10 protein-coding genes are annotated in these 16,725 nt (G+C 44.8%); 7 read left to right on the plus strand and 3 right to left on the minus strand.

All coding sequences use genetic code 11. The annotated features are described in order from the left end of the window. The first annotated feature begins 193 nt into the window (after positions 1 to 193). The 5 genes from AC57BQ_RS00095 to ftcD all read left to right on the plus strand — a co-directional run bounded on the left by AC57BQ_RS00095 (position 194) and on the right by ftcD (position 7,125). Complete coding sequence (locus tag AC57BQ_RS00095) at positions 194 to 703, plus strand: MarR family winged helix-turn-helix transcriptional regulator (RefSeq protein WP_496404360.1); 510 nt, start codon at positions 194 to 196, stop codon at positions 701 to 703. Continuing rightward, positions 696 to 2,255, plus strand: a complete 1,560-nt coding sequence (gene hutH / locus AC57BQ_RS00100) for a histidine ammonia-lyase (RefSeq protein WP_496404361.1) — start codon at positions 696 to 698, stop codon at positions 2,253 to 2,255. Before AC57BQ_RS00095 ends, hutH begins: the two co-directional genes overlap by 8 nt. Further along, the gene (hutU, locus tag AC57BQ_RS00105; RefSeq protein ID WP_496404362.1) at positions 2,233 to 3,906 is read left to right on the plus strand and encodes a urocanate hydratase; all 1,674 of its coding nucleotides are present in this window, start codon (positions 2,233 to 2,235) and stop codon (positions 3,904 to 3,906) included. The genes hutH and hutU overlap by 23 nt, the downstream gene beginning before the upstream one ends. 250 nt (positions 3,907 to 4,156) lie before the next feature. Further along, positions 4,157 to 5,377, plus strand: a complete 1,221-nt coding sequence (hutI, locus tag AC57BQ_RS00110; protein WP_496404363.1) for an imidazolonepropionase — start codon at positions 4,157 to 4,159, stop codon at positions 5,375 to 5,377. An 89-nt stretch (positions 5,378 to 5,466) separates the two neighbouring features. After that, positions 5,467 to 7,125 (plus strand): glutamate formimidoyltransferase, encoded by a 1,659-nt coding sequence (gene ftcD, locus AC57BQ_RS00115; protein ID WP_496404364.1) that lies wholly within the window; start codon positions 5,467 to 5,469, stop codon positions 7,123 to 7,125. A 181-nt stretch (positions 7,126 to 7,306) separates the two neighbouring features. Here the strand turns inward: ftcD and nagB are convergent, their stop codons facing one another. From nagB to AC57BQ_RS00130, 3 genes are all read right to left on the minus strand, one after another. Further along, positions 7,307 to 9,229, minus strand: coding sequence for a glucosamine-6-phosphate deaminase (gene nagB, locus AC57BQ_RS00120; protein ID WP_496404365.1), 1,923 nt, complete (start codon positions 9,227 to 9,229; stop codon positions 7,307 to 7,309). Positions 9,230 to 9,881: 652 nt separating this feature from the next. Further along, positions 9,882 to 10,688 carry a phytanoyl-CoA dioxygenase family protein gene (locus tag AC57BQ_RS00125; protein WP_496404366.1) on the minus strand — a complete coding sequence of 269 codons (807 nt, stop codon included), beginning with the start codon at positions 10,686 to 10,688 and terminating at the stop codon, positions 9,882 to 9,884. 416 nt (positions 10,689 to 11,104) lie between these two features. Continuing rightward, a complete protein-coding gene (locus AC57BQ_RS00130) occupies positions 11,105 to 11,884 on the minus strand; it encodes an SDR family NAD(P)-dependent oxidoreductase (RefSeq protein ID WP_496404367.1) in 780 nt (259 codons plus the stop codon). Between the two features lie 273 nt (positions 11,885 to 12,157). On the opposite strand from AC57BQ_RS00130, the gene AC57BQ_RS00135 reads away from it, so the two are divergent. Both AC57BQ_RS00135 and AC57BQ_RS00140 read left to right on the plus strand, forming a co-directional pair. Beyond that, a complete protein-coding gene (locus AC57BQ_RS00135) occupies positions 12,158 to 13,402 on the plus strand; it encodes a hypothetical protein (RefSeq protein ID WP_496404368.1) in 1,245 nt (414 codons plus the stop codon). Positions 13,403 to 13,811: 409 nt separating this feature from the next. Then, positions 13,812 to 16,640 (plus strand): DNA gyrase/topoisomerase IV subunit A, encoded by a 2,829-nt coding sequence (locus AC57BQ_RS00140; protein WP_496404369.1) that lies wholly within the window; start codon positions 13,812 to 13,814, stop codon positions 16,638 to 16,640. Positions 16,641 to 16,725: the final 85 nt, after the last annotated feature.

A 16,725-nucleotide genomic window follows, 5' to 3' on the forward strand; every position in this document is an offset into this window, starting at 1 on the left:
TGGGTTTGGTTAAGATAAAATTAGGCAATAAAAAACAGTTTGGTATACGTAAAAATACCCTATTTACAGGGGTGTTATCACGGTATTGACCTCACCCAGCCCTCTCCATCCCGATAGCTATCGGGAGAGAGGGCCGGGGTGAGGCTTTGAAAATAAAATTTGCAATTATATAAGCACTTATATAAATTGCACAATGAATTTATATCAAAGCCTGGGTTACCTGGTTTTAGGCAGCCGTTTACGCCGCCTGAGCGAAGCTTTTCTGGCCGAAATTAACCGTGCCTATCAAAATGAAGGTATTGATTTTGATGCCAGCTGGTTCCCTGTTTTTTATTTGTTATCCAAAAACGAAGCGCTGTCCATCAAAGAATTGAGCGAGCAGATCGAGGTTTCGCACCCGGCTGCCAGTCAGCTGATCACTAATTTAAAAAATCGCAAGTTGGTTACTTCTGCTACCTGTACTGATGATGGCCGCAGGCAACTGGTAACATTGACCGATAGCGGCCGCGAGCTATTGACACAAATATTACCTATGTGGGATGCGATCAGTGCCGCCATGACCGAGCTGGTGGAAAGCGATGAGCAGGCCAAACAATTACTGCCTGCCATAACTGGACTGGAAATCGCCTTTCGTCAGGCTAACCTGGCCGAAGTAATCAGTCAGAAATTAATTACCAATCTAAAAACAACCGACCATGAATAGTATATTTAATTATGGTACCGATCATTTAACTATAGGCATTTGCCTGGATATAGCCGCTGGCAAAACCAAAGGTATTGTTAACGCTGATGCCGATAAGGCTATCCGTGCATCATGGCGCGAGGTAGAAAAAATTGTGCATGCCCAGCATCCGGTTTATGGTATCAATACTGGCTTTGGCCCATTGTGCGATACCCGCATATCCGAAGCCGATACCAGCCTGCTGCAAAGCAATATCCTGAAAAGCCACAGCGTAGGAGTAGGTAAACCTATCCCACAGGAAATTGCCAAGCTTATGCTGATCACCAAAGTGCAGGCATTGGCGCAGGGCTACTCTGGTGTTGCACCCGAAACATTACAGCGCATCATCTGGCATATTGATTATGATATTATCCCGGTAGTTCCCGAAAAAGGATCGGTTGGTGCCTCTGGCGATCTGGCCCCCTTATCGCACCTGTTTTTGCCATTGATAGGTTTGGGCGAGGTATATGAAAATAACGAACGCATACCAGCCGGGCAATTACTAAAAAAATATGATTTGCAGCCATTGGTGTTAGGTCCTAAAGAAGGTTTGGCTTTGATCAATGGCACACAATTTATATTGGCCTTCGCCGTAAAAGCGGTGCAGCGTTTGGATGATGCCCTGAACCGTGCCGATCTGATCGGTGCTCTTTCATTAGAAGGATTGATGGGGTCGGCACGACCGTTTGATGCGCGCTTACATGCCATCCGCCCTTTTAAAGGCACAAAAATGGTGGCTGACCGATTATTTACTTTATTAACCGGCTCAGAGATTAACTCATCACATGTAAATTGCGACAGAGTGCAGGATCCATACTCTTTACGGTGTATGCCGCAGGTGCATGGCGCATCGCGCAATGCCTGGCTGCATTTGAAGGAACTGACGGAGATTGAGCTGAATTCGGTAACCGATAACCCCGTTATTTTTAATGCAGATGATACCATCAGTGGGGGTAACTTTCATGGTCAGCCATTGGCTCTTCCACTGGACTACGCCACCGTTGCCGCTGCCGAACTGGGCAATATTGCCGATCGCCGTTGCTACCTCATGAGCGAAGGGCGGTATGGACTGCCCAAACTCCTCACACAGGATGCCGGACTGAATTCTGGTTTAATGATCCCACAATATACCACTGCGGCGCTTGTCACCGAAAATAAAACCCTATGTTTTCCGGCCAGTGCCGATAGTGTGCCTACCTCGCTGGGGCAGGAAGATCATGTATCTATGGGTTCTATCAGCGGGCGCAAGCTGCACCAGGTGATAGATAACCTGGAATATATACAAGCCATTGAACTGCTTTATGCCGCACAGGCGGTTGATTTTCGCAGACCATTAAAATCAACCCCGGTTATTGAGGCTATCCATGCCAAGGTAAGAGAGCACGTACCCCATATACAAGACGATCGTGTTTTTGCAGACGATATCAATAACTTACATCAACTGATCACTAAGGGCTCTTTGCTGGCAATTGCCAACGAAACAGCTATTCATCACCACATAAACCTCAGCCATGACGAGTTCGGAATTTATTAAAACCTACGCTAACCACCCGGTGTATAAAGCACCGCGCGGTATGCAGCTGCATGCCAAAAGCTGGCAAACAGAAGCGCCACTACGAATGCTGCTCAACAACCTGGATGGCCAGGTAGCCGAAAATCCAGAGGAACTGGTGGTTTACGGTGGCATTGGGCAGGCAGCCCGTAACCCGGAATCATTGAGAAAGATCATTGAATTGCTGCTGGAACTGGATGAATATCATTCACTGCTGATCCAATCGGGTAAACCGGTTGGTATCGTGCGCAGTCACCCGGAAGCGCCGCGTGTGTTGATAGCCAACAGCAACCTGGTACCTGCATGGGCCAATTGGGAGCATTTTAATGAGCTGCGCGCCAAAGGTTTGATGATGTATGGCCAGATGACGGCCGGCAGCTGGATTTACATAGGTACACAAGGTATTTTACAGGGTACCTATGAAACTTTTGTAGAGTGCGGCAATCAGCATTTTAATGGCGACCTGACCGGCAAGCTGATTGTAAGCGCGGGTTTAGGCGGCATGGGTGGCGCTCAGCCATTAGCCGCAACTATGGCCGGCGGTGTTTTTTTAGGTGCCGATGTGGATGCCACGCGTATCCAAAAACGGGTTGATACCCAATACATCGACCGCATGACCCACTCGTATGAGGAGGCCATTGCCTGGGTAAAAGAAGCCATCGACAAAAAACAAACACTTTCTGTAGGCCTGGTAAGCGATGCGGGGGATATGCTGGAACATCTACTAAAAGATAATATTATCCCTGATATTTTAACCGACCAAACTTCGGCGCATGATCCTTTGAATGGATATATCCCTAATGGATTATCATTAGCTGATGCAGCCACATTGCGAAAAAACGATGCGGTTGAATATAAAAGGTTATCATTAAAAAGCATGGCCCGCCACGTCGGCCTGATGCTGGACTTGCAGAATAAAGGCGCTGTTACTTTTGACTATGGCAACAACCTGCGCGAGTTTGCCAAACAAGGTGGCGAACCTGATGCCTTTAATTTTCCTGGATTTACCCCGGCTTATATCCGTCCGCTGTTTTGTGAGGGTAAAGGCCCCTTTAGATGGGTTGCCTTGTCGGGCGATCCGGAAGATATTTTTACTACAGATAGAGCGCTGATGGAATTGTTCCCCGAAGATAAACCATTGATCAAATGGCTTAAAAACGCGCAGGAAAAGATCTCATTCCAGGGATTACCCGCACGGATCTGCTGGCTGGGCATGGGCGACAGGGAAAAGGCAGGTTTGTTATTTAATGAGCTGGTGAAAACAGGTAAGGTAAAAGGCCCTATCGTGATCGGTCGCGACCATTTGGATTGCGGCTCGGTAGCATCGCCCAATCGGGAAACGGAGTCTATGAAAGATGGCTCAGACGCGGTATCCGACTGGCCATTGCTTAACCTGATGGCCAACGCATCGGGTGGTGCAACCTGGATTTCGTTCCATCATGGCGGTGGGGTAGGTATGGGCTATTCGCAACATGCGGGCATGGTTGTTTTAGCCGATGGTACCGAACGTGCCACCACTTGTCTGAAACGTGTTTTGCATAATGACCCCGCGATGGGCATTTTCCGTCATGCCGATGCCGGTTATGACAAAGCACAGGAATGGGCGGATAAGTTTGGATTGAAGGTGTGGTAAGTTTGATCATTGGTGTCATTAGTTCATTGGGAAAAAGACTTACGAAGTTTTTAAACGGCGAAGCCCTCAGCAAAAACATTAAAAAACAGGCATTACTGAGTTAAACTTCGTAAGTCTGATAAAAACCATGTCACTGCGAGGTACGAAGCAATCTCCTCATGCAATTCGATCAAGTAAGGTCGGCTACTGTCCTGATGAGATTGCCACACTATCGCTCGCAATGACATACTTTATAAGAGTAGATAACAACATGAAAAAGTTAATAGGTCCGTTTACACAGATATTGCCGTTAACGGGGTTGCCGTTAAAAGGTGCTTTGAAGGATGAACAGCTACACATCATTCCAAATGGAGGTGTATTGATTGAGGATGGACTGATCATGGCTATAGATGATTTTGGGAAATTACGAACCGCTAATCCATCGGCACAAATTGAAGAAATTACCGGCGACCAGGTACTATTGCCCGGTTTTGTGGATTGCCATACGCATATCTGTTTCGCGGGTAGCCGTGCAAAAGACTATGCTTTGCGTACTGCTGGTAAAACCTACCTGGAAATAGCCAAAGCGGGTGGTGGTATCTGGGATTCTGTTACTCAAACCCGTGCAGCTGATGAACTCACTTTGGCTGATCTGCTGTTAAAACGTGTACAACGTCATTTGGCCGAAGGGGTTACCACTATCGAAGTAAAAACCGGCTATGGCTTAAGTATTGATGCCGAATTAAAACAGTTAAGAGCCATCAAATCGGCTGCCGATAAAACCAGGGCAAGCCTAATATCAACTTGCCTTGCTGCACACATGCTGCCCAAAGATTTTGATGGAACACATCCGGAATACCTGGATCATATTTTGCAAAACCTGTTGCCGGTCATTAAACAGCATCGTTTAACAAACCGTGTTGATATCTTTGTTGAAGAAAGCGCTTTTAATACCAGTGATGCGCTTAACTACCTGTCCAAAGCCAAGCAAATGAGTTTTGAAGTAACCGTTCATGCCGATCAATTTACTACAGGTGGTAGTGAGGTGGCTATCAAGGCAAGAGCGGTTTCGGCGGATCACCTGGAAGCCAGTACCGAACGTGAAATAAATATGCTGGCTCAATCTGATACCGTAGCTGTAACTTTGCCGGGTGCATCTTTAGGATTAGGAATGGCCTACGCGCCTGCCCGTAAATTGTTGGATGCCGGAGCATGCCTGGCCATCGCCAGTGACTGGAACCCCGGCTCAGCCCCGATGGGCGATCTGCTAATGCAGGCAGCAGTGATGGGCGCTGCCGAAAAGCTATGTACAGCTGAAGTATTCGCAGGTTTAACCTTCAGAGCTGCATCGGCATTGAAATTAAACGACCGCGGAATTTTAACCAAGAATAAGGTTGCCGATATGCAGGCTTATCCATGCGATGATTACCGCGAGATATTATATCACCAGGGAAAATTGAAGCCGGATAGAGTATGGGTGGCCGGTGGTTAATAACAGACGCATGTGATGCGTCTCTACAATTTCCAGATGAAGGAAATTAAAATTGACAAATACCAATGAACAAATAAACTAATGACCCAATGAGCCAGAAACTAATAGAATGTGTTCCGAATTTTAGCGAAGGTGTAAACCTTGATATTATCAAACAGATCACTAATGAAGTAGAGTCTGTAGAAGGCGTGCGCCTGCTGAATGTTGATCCCGGTAAGGCTACCAACCGCACCGTGGTAACTTTTGTAGGTGAACCTGAAAAGGTGATACAGGCAGCCTTCCTCGCCATAAAAAAGGCCGGTGAACTGATTGATATGAGCAAACAAAAAGGCGAACATCCACGGATGGGTGCCACGGATGTTTGTCCGCTGATACCCATCAGTAATATCAGTATGGAAGAAACTGCGGAGTACGCACGCCAGTTGGCTAAACGTGTGGGTGAAGAATTGCAGATCCCGGTTTATTTGTATGAGCAGGCCCAACCTAATAAAAGCCGCAGTAATTTATCGGTGATCAGGGCAGGGGAATATGAGGGCTTTTTTAAGAAGATCAAACTGCCGGAATGGGCGCCCGATTTTGGTCCGGCAGAAAATGATGTAAAGCGCGGCGCTACCGTAATTGGTGCACGCGATTTCCTGGTGGCTTATAATGTGAATTTGAACACCACGTCAACCCGCAGGGCTAATGCCATTGCCTTTGATGTGCGCGAAGCGGGCCGTACTGTTAACGATGAGGCTGGCAAACCGAAAAATATCCCCGGTTCATTAAAAGCGGTAAAAGCTATCGGTTGGTATATTGAAGAGTACGGCATTGCCCAAATCTCGATGAATCTCACCAATATCGAAATAACACCGGTACACAAAGCGTTCGACGAAGTGTGTGATAAGGCTAATGCACGCGGTATCCGCGTTACCGGTAGTGAATTGGTAGGATTGATCCCGCTGAAAGCCATGCTGGATGCCGGTAAATATTTTCTGCGGAAACAAAAACGCTCGGTAGGGGTGAGGGAAAAAGAATTGATTCGGATCGCCATTAAATCTATGGGACTGGATGAGCTTGGGCCATTTATCCCCGAGGAACGCATTATAGAATATTTGTTGAAGGATAAAGCCGCCAGCAAACTGGTGAGCATGAGTTTAGTAGAATTTGCCGATGAAACGGCCAGCGAAAGCCCGGCTCCGGGTGGTGGTTCTATCTCGGCCTATGTAGGGTCATTGGGAGCATCGTTGGCTGGGATGGTAGCTAATCTGAGCTCGCATAAAAAAGGTTGGGATGATCGTTGGGAGGAATTTAGTGATTGGGCCGAAAAAGCGCAGGTTTATAAAGATGAATTGATTCGCCTGGTTGACTTGGATACTACCGCGTTTAACCGCATCATGGAATCATTCGGTTTACCTAAATCAACTCCAGAGGAGAAAGCCACAAGGGATAAAGCCATACAGGATGCGACCAAATACGCTATCGAAATCCCATTCAAAGTGATGCAGGCTGCATTGAACAGCATGGAAGTGATCAAGGCTATGGCAGAGATCGGTAATCCCAATTCGGTAACTGATGCCGGTGTTGCTGCCCTTTGTGCCCGCACGGCAGTGTTGGGTGCTTTTATGAACGTAAAGATCAATGCTTCGGGCTATAAGGATAAGGGTTTTGTGACTGATATTATTGCAAAGGGTAATGAGATTGAACAGAAGGCAATTGCTCAGGAAGCGGAGGTTATTGCACTGGTGAATGGGAAGATAGGCTTGTAGATAAAAACTATGTCATTGCGAGGAGGAACGACGAAGCAATTTCTTCGCGTGCCTCTACTTGGGATGAGATTGCCGCGCTGCGCTCGCAATGACATGGTATATAGCAATAAACAAAAAGGAGCGATAGGTTTACCCATCGCTCCTTTTACGTGCAACGTATCACGTCAAACGTATAACTTATTTAGAATCGGTATCTAACGAACGCCTCCATGGCCTCATATTCAGCCAATCCGAGTCTGTCATAACGCTGAGCAGTATCACGGGTACGGTCCTCAGCCCTCACCCAGAACTCACGGGCATCATCACCCGGGAACACCGGACGGTCTTTTTGGGATTGATGCTTAAAGATGGCATTGCGCTTGCGGATCACCTCCTGAGGCGAAAGCGGCACGGCCATTTCGATTTCATAGGTTTCAAACTCATGCCATGCACCACGGTACATCCATAACCAGCAATCATCCACCCAGGCCTCTTTCCCTTTCAGGCGGGCCAAAGCAGCCAGGATAATGTTGAAACACACCAAATGCGTACCATTCGGATCGGCAAAATCACCGGCAGCAAAGATCTGCTGCGGTTTTACTTTTTGTAGTAATTCAATGGTCAGCAGGATATCTTCCTCACCCACCGCGTTTTTCTTGGTTTTGCCGGTCTCGTAAAAAGGCAAAGCCATAAAATGGATATGGTCATCCTGTAAACCCGCGTAACGGGCACCCGAGATGGCTTCCGTCTTACGAATAAAACCTTTTACATTGCGGATCTCCTGTGTATCGATCTGGTTGGGTTGTTTCTGCGGGAAAAAGCCGCGCATCTCTTCATATAGTTTTTTCAGGTGACCAGGATCTTCACCGATAGAATTGGTAAAATCAATGGCAAACTCCATATAACGCAAAACATCATCATCCCAAACGGCGGTATTCCCCGAAGTTTGGTAAGCCACGTGTACATCATGCCCCTGATCTACCAAACGGATGAAAGTACCACCCATGGAGATCACGTCATCATCCGGATGCGGAGAGAAAATGATCGACCGTTTTTTAGCAGGTAAAGCACGCTCCGGACGCTGCGAATCATCCGCATCGGGCTTGCCACCCGGCCATCCGGTAATGGTATGCTGGATCTGGTTAAAAATATCAATGTTGATGTTGTATACCGGGCCCTGCTCTACAGCCAGCTGCGCCATACCATGGTTGTTGTAATCCTCTTCGGTGAGTTTCAATACCGGTTTGCCAATCGTGTCGGCCAGCCAGATCACCGCTTTCTTCTTTAACACATTATCTTCCCATGAACAATCTTTAACCAGCCATGGAGTATCAAAACGGGTGAGTTCCGAAGCAGCAGCTTCATCCAGTACAAATTCTACATGATCCGATAATTGCAGGTAAGTAGCCGGCACTTCGCCAGACATTTCGCCCTCCACGGCTTTTTTGATGATCGGCGCTTTTTTCTTGCTCCAGGCCATCAGGATAATTTCACGGGCTTTAAAAATGGTGCCGATGCCCATGGTGATGGCTTTGGTAGGCACATTGGCTTTTCCACCAAAATCACGGGCGGCATCACTGCGGGTCAGGTCATCCAGGGTCACCAACCTCGTGCCCGAGTTAGGGGCAGAGCCCGGCTCATTAAAACCGATGTGACCGGTACGACCAATACCCAGGATCTGGAGATCAAGGCCACCTAGTTCTTCGATCTGGCGCTCATAGTTTAAACAGAAAGCTACCACATCATCTTTATCCAGGGTACCATCGGGGATGTGTACATTGGCTTTATCAATATCTACATGGCTGAAGAGGTTCTCATACATGAAAGTCACGTAGCTTTGAGCTGCATCAGGTTTCATGGGAAAATACTCATCGAGATTGAAAGTGATCACGTCACGGAAAGAAAGACCATCCTCACGGTGTAAACGAATCAGTTCGGCATACACACGAATGGGGGTAACACCGGTAGCCAAACCGAGCACGGTTTTTTCACCCTTACTTTGTTTGTCGCGGATGAGTGCTGCAATGCGGGCAGCCACCGCTACCGAGGCTTGTTGCTGGGTACCATAAACGCTTACCGGCAGCTTCTCGTACCGGGTCTCTTCCAATAAATTTAATCGGGCCATAATTTTCTAAGAACCTGTGTTATAGTTATATGATGAATAAAAAAAGTCACTATACAAAAAACCCCCGCCGAAACGAGGATTTTTATCAAACCAATTAACAAAACCTTTTAAACCTCACCGACATGAGGCTAAAGTAAATTCCGTTGAATAACATGCTGTACATTATTGTTACAAACTTAATAAAACTAATTTTTAATTTCAAACACTTTTTAAATTTTTTTAATAAGTAAAATTCATTTTATCAAATTATTAAATAATCATCCGAAGGGGTAAAATAAAAAAGAGCTCCTGATGGGCAGGAACTCTAATTAACCAATTATAAAACATAAATATGAGAGAAGAGAGATGCAGGGGAGGGAGTCGAACCCATCCGTTTGCTGCCGAACCAGCGCCTGCTTTTGAGTTATATGAAATGAACCACCATTTATAAACTTTCTGTTGCAAATATAATATTTAATCTATTAAATCTATGTATTTAGTAGATTAAATTGTAATTATTTTTATTTATAATATTTCGCATTAACTTAATACACGTACAAAGGCAGCGCGCCTGCCTTTATAATAATATTTTAATTTTATTAATGCGTTTTGCGCCGGGGCAAGCTTACCTGTGCGTGCTAAATAACCGAACAATAAAAGTATAAGCATCTGATTATTTAACTAAACCTGCAAATTTTTGATAAAACACGGTAGGGCTGTTGGCATCTTTTGGAGCGTACTTACCTGCTATAATAGGTACATAGATCACCCGGCGACGGCTGGCCTCACCAATGACCGATGATTGGGCTACCCGGTGCCATAGCCTACCATCGTGAATGGTAAGGTCGCCGGCTTCTGGTGTAATGGCCAGCTCGTTCTCGTCGGCATCGTGATCCAGGAAATATTTCTTTTTAAAAAGCATTTGGTAAAGTCCTTGTTTATGAGTTCCGGGCAAGATCCTTAAGCCACCGTTTTCGGGTTTCAGCGTACTCAGGTGGATGCCTACATTCAGCATAGGATTTAGCTTTTGACCATGGAAAATATCACGCAGACCATCGGTATGCCAACCCATTTTGGTAAAACTACTTTGCTCGCTGTTTACATAGTGGTTAAGCACCATTCCATCTTTTTCGTGGGTCCCAAACCTGGCATCGGGGCCAATAATATCAAGTAAGGTGTTAAATCGGGGATCCTGTATAAACTCAGCAAATACAGGATGATGCTGGTTAATAAAAGCAAAACGCTGTACAATGGTGTCGCCGTTCAGGTCCTTACCGTATTTAATAGGTACGCCATTAACCTTGGCTACCTCGTTTTTTATCCATTGTTCCTGCACCTGTTCAGATGCCCTGGTGATCAGCTGCACGGTTTCGGGATTAATGAAATTCTTGAAATGAATAAAACCATGCTCATTAAAAAAGTGATGTTGTTCGGTGGTAAGCTTATCGCCTAAAATGAATTTTTTATATACGGTACTCATGTTGAAAATGTAAATAGTAAAAAAATGATGCGGAAATCCCCTGGCTATATGATAGCAGGTAATTGTATTGTAGTATGTAGCGGGGTGAAAAAGATCAACAACAACAAACCATTACCTTCTTGGGGAAAGGCATTCGCATGTAACATGCATTGGTTATATGTGAAATTTTTGTTGTCAATTATTTAATATATAATGTCTATAGATTTAATAGACAATGCAAATGTAGCAAGTGATTCGGAAAAAACAAATAATTATGAAAATATTTTTTAAAACTCTTTCTCACATGTCATTGCGAGGAGGAACGACGAAGCAATCCCGTAGCTATGCTCATCGACGAACATATGATGAGATTGCCACGCTATCGCTCGCAATGACATAGAATTAATTAATTGCTTTTGATTATCATTTGGTGATGTCTACTTGCTCTTATACAAATCACCCCCTATTTTTTCAATAAGGGCTTTGGGCAGGAGCCTGGCCCCGGTCACCGAAAGCTTGTTCAACAAACCGGGTACAATTTCTGCCTTTTTGTTGAATAGGCCTTTTAACCCTATTGCCGCGACCTCTTCAGGCTGCATATTGAACTTAGCAGCCAGATCGGCAAAAGCATCAAGGCCCGCGCGGTGGGCAAAACCCGTATCGGTAGGGCCGGGGCTAAGGCAGCTTACCGATATAACAGAATCTTTGAGCTCATATCTCAGGGCCCTGGTAAACGACAATACGAAAGCTTTTGTTGCCGAGTAAATAGCCAGTGTGGGCACTGCCTGATAGGCCGCGGTACTGCCCACATTTAAAATATAAGCCCGGGATTGTTGCTTTAATAAGGGTATGAATCCATGGGTTAATTTTACCAGCGTATTGATGTTTAAACCGATCACGTTGAGTTGCCCTGTTATGTCTACAGTTTCAAAACTACCCCAAAGGCCATAACCTGCGTTATTGATCAGTATGGACACGGGGTAGGTATTATCGTTGCACCATTTTATAACCCGTTCTGTAGCATCAGTTTCAGACAGATCAATAGCCAGCCATTGGGCTTTTACCTGGTACTGAACTATTATTTCGGTTGCCAATGCTTGCAGCTCATCTGCGGAGCGGGCTACCAGTAAAACAGGGTATCCTTTTTTTGCCAGTTGCAGGGCTAAAGCCCGGCCTATGCCTTTGCTGGCCCCGGTAATTAAAGCGTAAGTATTCATATAATAAGCCCTAAAATGCTATTGATAAACAAGTGTACAAATTTCTTTTACAAAATGACTACTAAATTTGTAGACTATTTGTATGTTTGTATCTATATGATTACAAACGCCACACATATTATTAACACTATATGCAACGTTAAGTGTTGTAGTATCAGGTTATTGTAGAGGGGCGGCATAAAATACAGATCAATATTTGTTGTTGGGCCTTTCAGTTTATGAAGGCCTTTTTGTTTTAGTATACGTTGGTTCAACCAAACAGCAATTAATTAAATGAAAGCATTATTACGATGGATAGGATATAGTGCCATTATATTACTATCACTACAGGTACCGCTTTATGCACAGGATGCCCCGGTAATTAGGTATGCGCAGTTACGGGTTGATTCTGGCGGTGTGCATAACAGGATAATTGCGGCCAATGCCTTTAAAAAGCCCGATGTTGCTGCGGATAATACCCTGAGCGCGGCTGACTTTGATGAAGAAAGCTATCTGCAAAAAGTAGCCAGTCTTGATGTATATGGCAAAAAACATGATGCCCGACCTATTGCAGCTCTCTTAAAAGCCGACCAGGTAAAAGCAGTAACCAGCGACAAAAAACGGAGCCACAAGTTTTATTACCATATGGCTAATATATTTGCCCGCCTCCGGATGTATCCGCTGGCGATGAAGTGTTATTTTAAAACACTACAGGTGGAAGATGAACATGCCGGTGTGCATTTAACAGACTCTGTGGTTATGGATAGCTCCCGTGTTTCAAATAGTAAACTCACTTTTACAAAGGTAAATTTACAGAGTAATGCATCAATTGCTGATTTATTGGCTATAAACAAAGCGGATGAGCAAATGCTGGCCGCTGATTCTGGTACCTATGATCACCCCGACAGGGAAATAAAATCGAAACCAGAGCAACTGGCGAATATCATCGATCCTTTTGATGACGGCAAAAAAGCCTCAGCTTACGCATTGTTGATCCATATATCACAACCGGTATCCGGTAAACGGAGAATATTTGTGAAGTTAAGTAAGGTAGGGCATACCTTTATAACCCTCATCAAGTATAACGCCGACTCTACATCGGTATCTCGTTCGTTCGGATTCTATCCCAAAAAAGACCACTTTTTATCGGCCACGCCGATATTCCCGACAACGGGATCAGTTTTTAAAAATGACGAGCAGCATGGCTGGGACGAAACCGTGGGTAAATTTATATCAGAGCGAAGATTTAAAAGGATCCTGAAAGTAATAAAGCAGTTCGATCAGAAAAATTACAATCTCAACAAAAATAATTGTACCGACTTCGGACTGAGTCTGGCCAGTACAGCGGGTATCAGTATTTTATATACTAATGGCAGCTGGCCCCTGGGACGGGGTAATAACCCAGCCAGTGCCGGGCAAAGTGTACTGGAAGGCAAGGTGCTGAATATGGATAACAAGTATGGCTTGTTTATTTGTAATGATTTAGCGCAGCTGGAGAGTCAAGAGCTAAGAGCCAAGAATCAAGAGAAACAAAAATAGTATGGGTAGTTACGGGCTTATAAAAACATGGTTTACATATTATTATGAAGGTAAATATATAATTATCTGATTGTCAATAAAATAAGTCAATGTAAACCATGAAAAGTGTAAACCATGTAAACCCACTTTTAACAAAATGGCCTGCCTGTTTAAGGATGATGCTTCCATCAATCTTTTAAGTATTAGCCTTGCCCTCGTTTGCAACGAGTGCTTAACCTGGGTTTGCGTTTGAACGCAAGGGCGATGCAATCGCCGTTCCACAATAAGCACTCGTTACAAACGAGCGCAAGTAAGTTGTGAAGAGTAGTCCATAGCTATTAAGTCTTTAACTATGGACCATGGTCTATGGACTATGAGTAATCGCGCATAATTTTTTATCTTTACCCATCCAAAAGTTTTTTAGCATATAATGAGTGAAGATCTGAATCAAAACGATATACCCGCAGGCAATGAACAAAAATTACATAATGTTACCTCACTCGACGGGTTATACGAAAACTGGTTTCTGGATTATGCCTCTTACGTAATTCTCGACCGTGCTGTTCCGCATATCAATGATGGACTAAAACCTGTACAACGCCGTATCCTGCACTCCCTCAAGGAAATGGATGACGGGCGTTTTAATAAAGCAGCCAACGTAATAGGTAATACCATGAAGTATCACCCGCACGGGGATGCCTCTATTGGCGATGCCATGGTGCAGATTGGGCAAAAGAACCTGCTGATAGATTGCCAGGGTAACTGGGGCGATCCGGTAACCGGCGACTCGGCAGCGGCACCACGTTATATTGAGGCGCGCTTGTCGAAATTTGCGCTTGATGTTGTTTTTAACGCCGATACTACCGTTTGGCAGGCCAGTTATGACGGGCGTAACAAAGAGCCTATTACACTTCCTGTAAAGTTTCCTTTGCTGCTGGCACAGGGTGCCGAAGGTATAGCTGTAGGTTTGGCTACCAAAATATTACCGCATAATTTTATTGAACTGATAGATGCATCTATCGCTGTATTGAAAGGGGAGCGGCCCAATCTGCTGCCCGATTTCCCGACAGGCGGCATGGCTGATGCATCCTTATATAACGAAGGACAACGCGGCGGCAAGATCCGTGTGCGTGCTAAAATTGTAGAGCGCGATAAAAAAACGCTGGCTATTACAGAGATTCCCTTCTCAACCACTACCGGCAGTTTGATCGATAGTGTGATATCGGCCAATGATAAGGGTAAGATCAAGATCAAAAAGATCGAAGATAATACTGCTCAGCATGTCGAGATCATGATACACCTGGCACCCGGTATTTCGCCCGATGTAACTATCGACGCGCTGTATGCATTTACCGATTGTGAGGTATCCATATCGCCCAACACCTGCGTTATCCAGAATGATAAGCCACGGTTCATGAGCGTGAATGATATGCTCAGCGAAAGTACCTTTTTTACCAAAGACTTGCTGAAGCAGGAACTGGAGATCAGGCTGAAGGAATTGATGGAGCGTATCTTCTTCAGTTCACTATTAAAAATATTTATACAGGAGGGGATGTACAAGCACCCCGAATATGAAAACTCGGGCAATTTTGAAGTCGTATTAGAGGTATTGAATCGTTTGTTTGAACCTTTCTTCCCGCAGTTTTACCGGGAGATATTACCTGAGGATTATAAAAAACTGATCGACAAACCCATGAGCAGCATCACCCGCTTTGACGTTAAAAAAGCGGATGAGTTGATGAAAACACTGGAGAACGAGATCAAACAGGTAAAACATCATCTGAAACACCTGACGGATTATACCATTGCCTGGTTCGAGAAACTCAAGGAAAAATATGGTAAGGATCGTGAACGTAAAACAGAACTGCGAACCTTTGATAGGGTAGAGGCTGCCCAGGTAGCACTGGCTAACGTAAAACTATATGTTAACCGTGAGGATGGTTTTATAGGCTCCGGTCTTAAAAAGGATGAACTGGTAGGTGATTGCTCGGATATTGACGAGATCATTGTTTTCCGTGCCGATGGACGTTGCATCATTACCAAAGTGCAGGACAAGGTATTTGTGGGTAAGGAGATCATACACGTTGCCGTATTTAAAAAGAATGACGAGCGTACCGTATACAACATGATCTATAAGGATGGTACAAGCGGCATCAGCTATATTAAACGTTTCTCGGTTGTCGGAGTAACCCGCGATAAGGAGTATGACCTCACCAAAGGCACGAAGGGCACCAGGGTGCTTTATTTTAGCGCTAACCCTAATGGCGAAGCCGAAGTGGTGAACGTTCAATTAAAACCTCATTCCAAACTGAAAAAACTGCAGTTTGATGAGGATTTTGCTGTCCTGGCGATCAAAGGCCGTGGCTCTATGGGTAACATTATCACCAAATACCCTGTTAAAAAGATCATCCTGAAAAGTAAAGGTGTATCAACACTGGCTGGTCGTAAGATCTGGTATGATGATATCCTGAAACGCCTGAATGCCGATAGCCGCGGTAAATACCTGGGCGAGTTTGATGGCGACGACCGTATATTGAATGTGCTGAGTAATGGAGTATACGAACTCACCAGTTTTGATCTGAATAATCATTTTGATGATAAGATGATCCTGATCGAAAAATATGATCCTAAAAAAGTTTATTCGGTGATCCACCTGGATGGCAAATCGAAAAATTATATGGTCAAGCGTTTCTCATTTGAGCCTATCGCTTTAGGCAAACAGGTAAGTATCATCAGTGAAGAAGCCGGATCAAAACTGATATTGATGGCTAAGGAGTCGCCGCTGGTGAGTGTGGTACAACTGAAAGGTAAAGAACAAACTCCCGAAACAATTGAAATAAATCTGGCCGAACTGATTGATGTAAAAGGCATGAAGGCCATGGGTAACCGCCTGTCGCAATTCCCTGTGAAATCGGTGGAACTGATAGCTGATAGCGAAAGCGCGGATGAACCCCTTGATACAGAAGAACCGGAAACCGTACTGGATGAAGAAACAGGTTCAGATGAACCTGTTGATCAGTTACCGGACGAAGAACCTGAACTGACAGAACAGGAAACGGAAGTGGAGCAGCCTAAAGTGGAAGCACAGAAACCACCAAAACCACCTGCTGCTTCAAAACAGGAACCGAAAGCGCCTGAAGCCAAAGAACCGGAACCATCAGACGATCAACCCAAAGAAGTACACAAAAAAGTTGATTTTGAGATCACTAACCCGGATGATATCCAGTTGGATGATAAAGGGCAGTTGGGACTCTTTTAAATAAAACAGCAAAGCCACCGCGAGTAAATACCGGTGGCTTTGTTGCTTTAAGACCAAAATACGAAATAGACGGATAAAATATTGA

Source organism: Mucilaginibacter sp. BGA-UO-ETr-C110, assembly GCF_059567985.1.

Bases quoted from the DNA above. Each gene is read 5' to 3' on its own strand.
- AC57BQ_RS00095 (WP_496404360.1), top strand. From the start codon at position 194: ATGAATTTATATCAAAGCCTGGGTTACCTGGTTTTAGGCAGCCGTTTA.
- hutH (WP_496404361.1), top strand. From the start codon at position 696: ATGAATAGTATATTTAATTATGGTACCGATCATTTAACTATAGGCATT.
- hutU (WP_496404362.1), top strand. From the start codon at position 2,233: ATGACGAGTTCGGAATTTATTAAAACCTACGCTAACCACCCGGTGTAT.
- hutI (WP_496404363.1), top strand. From the start codon at position 4,157: ATGAAAAAGTTAATAGGTCCGTTTACACAGATATTGCCGTTAACGGGG.
- ftcD (WP_496404364.1), top strand. From the start codon at position 5,467: ATGAGCCAGAAACTAATAGAATGTGTTCCGAATTTTAGCGAAGGTGTA.
- nagB (WP_496404365.1), bottom strand. From the start codon at position 9,229: ATGGCCCGATTAAATTTATTGGAAGAGACCCGGTACGAGAAGCTGCCG.
- AC57BQ_RS00125 (WP_496404366.1), bottom strand. From the start codon at position 10,688: ATGAGTACCGTATATAAAAAATTCATTTTAGGCGATAAGCTTACCACC.
- AC57BQ_RS00130 (WP_496404367.1), bottom strand. From the start codon at position 11,884: ATGAATACTTACGCTTTAATTACCGGGGCCAGCAAAGGCATAGGCCGG.
- AC57BQ_RS00135 (WP_496404368.1), top strand. From the start codon at position 12,158: ATGAAAGCATTATTACGATGGATAGGATATAGTGCCATTATATTACTA.
- AC57BQ_RS00140 (WP_496404369.1), top strand. From the start codon at position 13,812: ATGAGTGAAGATCTGAATCAAAACGATATACCCGCAGGCAATGAACAA.